We start from the raw sequence: 2,812 nt of genomic DNA, 5'->3' as shown, positions 1-2,812 counted from the left end.
GCGGGTCCCCACGACCGGGAAGGCTCCCGGTCGTGGGCACGTCGCACGGCTCTACAGCTGCGCGGTGATCACGGAGTAGTAGGTCGCGATCCGCGAGTACACGCCCGGGTAACCGGCGAGCGCGCAGCCACGACCGAACGAGGTGGCGCCGATGAGCTTGCCGCCCGCGACGAGCGGACCGCCCGAGTCGCCCTGGCAGGTGTCGGTGCCGCCCTGCGGGTAGCCGGCGCACACCATCGCGGTGCTGCTGTAGTTGGAGTAGGCCGTGCGGCAGGTCGCGTCGGAGGTCACCGGCACGGTCGCGCCGAGCAGGTAGCGCGAGGCCGAGCCGCCGGAGGACGTGGTGCCCCAGCCGTAGATCCGGGCGCTGGTGCCCTCCGCGTACAGCGCGGTGTCGGACGGGGTCGCCAGCGGCAGGTAGGTGGAGCTGATGCTGGTGCCCAGGGTGAGCACCGCGACGTCGTTGCCGGAGCTGGCGGTCCGGTAGCTGGGGTGGACCCAGATGGAGCTCACCGTGGCCACGGTGCCGGCCGTGCTCTGCTTGTCGTCGCGGCCGTGCACCACGCGGGTGCTCGACGCGCTCCGGCCGCTCACGCAGTGCGCGGCGGTGACCACCTTGTTGGCCTTGACCAGCGTGCCGCCGCAGAACTGGCCGCCGGTGCTGGTGGCCAGGTACACCACCCACGGGTAGGTGCTGGTGGACACGCGGGTGCCGCCGACGACGAACGGCGACACACCGGTGTCCGAGGTCTCGGCCGACGCGGGCGCGACGGTCATCAGGCCGATCGCGGCCACGGCCGCGGCCAGCGCGGTGATCAGGCGATGCAGGGTTTTCGCCATGACGGTCCTCTCAGCGCAGGGACGCCCCTGTGCGGGCGCACCTCCAGCTAGGACCAAGACGACGAAAGCGACAACCGTCTTTCGGGGGCTCCCCGGAGCTTCACAGTTGACGAGTGACACCCGTCACACGGATGACATCCGCGTGAATCGGCCCGGAAACAACCGGTCCCGCACCCGCCTCCACGAACGTGACCACACGGCCAGGGTCCTGCCCGACCACATGGTCGCGCAGCTCCGATGCCGTAGTCGGCTTGTCCGGCACGAAGTACGCCACCAAGCGTTGCTCGTTGGCCAGTACAACGACCTGGGCGACCGCGGGATGCGCGGCGAGCACGGATTCCACTTCGCCCAGTTCGATCCGGAACCCGCGGACCTTGACCTGCTGGTCGGCGCGGCCCAGGTAGTGCAGCACGCCGTCCTCCCACCGGGCCAGGTCACCGCTGCGGTACATGCGGGAACCGGGTGGCCCGAACGGGTCCGCGACGAACCGGGACGCGGTCAGGCCCGGCCGGTTGAGGTAGCCGCGGGCCAGGCCGGGCCCGGACACGTACATCTCGCCGGGGACGTTCGGCGGCACGGGGTTGAGGTCCTCGTCCAGCACGTAGATCCGCAGGTCCGGCATCGCCACGCCGATGCTGCCGTCGGCCTCGGTGTAGGTGACGTGCACGGTGGTCTCGGTGATGCCGTACATGTTGATCAGCGCGCCGGGACCGTCCCAGCCCTCCAGCTTCCGCAGCTCCAGCGCCTCGCCGGCGAAGATCACGCAGCGGAGCGCGAGGCCGGTCGGCTTCTCCGGGATGAGCTGGTAGAACGCCGACGGGGTCTGGCTCAGGATCGTCACGCCCTCGTCGGCCAGCAGCCGGGCGAAGTCGCGCGGCGAGCGGGACACCGCGTGCGGCACGACCACCAGCCGGCCGCCGTGCAGCAGCGCCGCCCACAGCTCGAACACCGACACGTCGAAGGCGTAGCTGTGGAACATCGACACCACGTCGTCGGGGCCGAGGTGGAACCAGTGGTCGGTGGCCGAGAACAGCCGCACCACGTTGCCGTGCGGGATCACCACGCCCTTGGGCCGCCCGGTCGAGCCGGAGGTGTAGATCACGTACGCCGCGTGGTCCGGGCGCAGCGCCGGCGCCGGGGGCGTGCCGGGCAGGCCGGTGAGGTCGGGCAGCTCCGAGAGCGTGGCGACCGGCCGGGCGTCCTCCACCGTGGCCGTGATCCGGTCCTCGGGGTAGGCCGGGTCGAGCGGCAGGTAGGCCGCCCCCGACTTGAGCACCCCCAGCACCGCGACCACCTGGTCGAGCGAGCGCGGGAACCGCAGGGCGACGATCCGCTCCGGCCCGGCGCCGAGCCCCACCAGGTGGTGGGCCAGCCGGTTGGTCCGCTCGTCCAGCTCCCGGTAGGTCAGGTGCTCGCCCTCGCACGTCACGGCGACGGCGTCGGGGGTGCGGGCCGCTTGGTCCGCGAACAGCTCCGGGATCGTCGCGGTCGGCTCGCTGACCATCGTGCCGTTCCAGTCGAAGATCACCTGGCGGATCTCGTCCTCGGACAGCCACGGCACCTCGGCCACCGGCCGGTCGGGGTCCGCGACCAGGCCGACCAGCAGCCGGTGCAGCCTGTCGCCCAGCCGTTCGACCGTGGCCGCGTCGAACATCGCCGGCTCGTAGCCGAGCAGCACGCCGAGCCGTTCGTTCGGGTACACGGTGGCGCTGAGCGGGAAGCTGGTGGTCTCCACGGCGGACAGCTCGCGCAGGCCCATGTCCTCGGCCAGCTCGATCGGGTAGTTCTCGAACACCACCACGCTGTCGAACAGGCCCGTGCCGCGGTCGACCTCGCTCCAGGACTGGATGTCGGTCAGCGGCACGTGCTCGAACCGCCGCGACTCGGCCTGGGCGTCCTGCAGCGCGCGCAGCCAGTCCGCGACCGGCTCGGCCCCCTCGACGCGGACCCGCACCGGCATGGTGTTGATGAA

Annotated in this window: 2 protein-coding genes; both read right to left on the bottom strand. The window is 71.7% G+C overall.

Annotated elements, in window-relative coordinates:
- Positions 1–51: 51 nt before the first annotated feature.
- Positions 52–840 (bottom strand): serine protease, encoded by a 789-nt coding sequence (locus tag AB0G02_RS21935; RefSeq protein WP_360797294.1) that lies wholly within the window; start codon positions 838–840, stop codon positions 52–54.
- Positions 841–940: 100 nt separating this feature from the next.
- The coding region (locus tag AB0G02_RS21930; RefSeq protein ID WP_360797292.1) for an amino acid adenylation domain-containing protein at positions 941–2,812 on the bottom strand (1,872 nt) is incomplete at its 5' end.

The sequence above is a fragment of the Actinosynnema sp. NPDC023658 genome, from assembly GCF_040639995.1.
In the GTDB taxonomy this organism is placed as follows: Bacteria; Actinomycetota; Actinomycetes; order Mycobacteriales; family Pseudonocardiaceae; genus Actinosynnema.
This window is presented reverse-complemented; position numbering and strand designations above follow the sequence as displayed.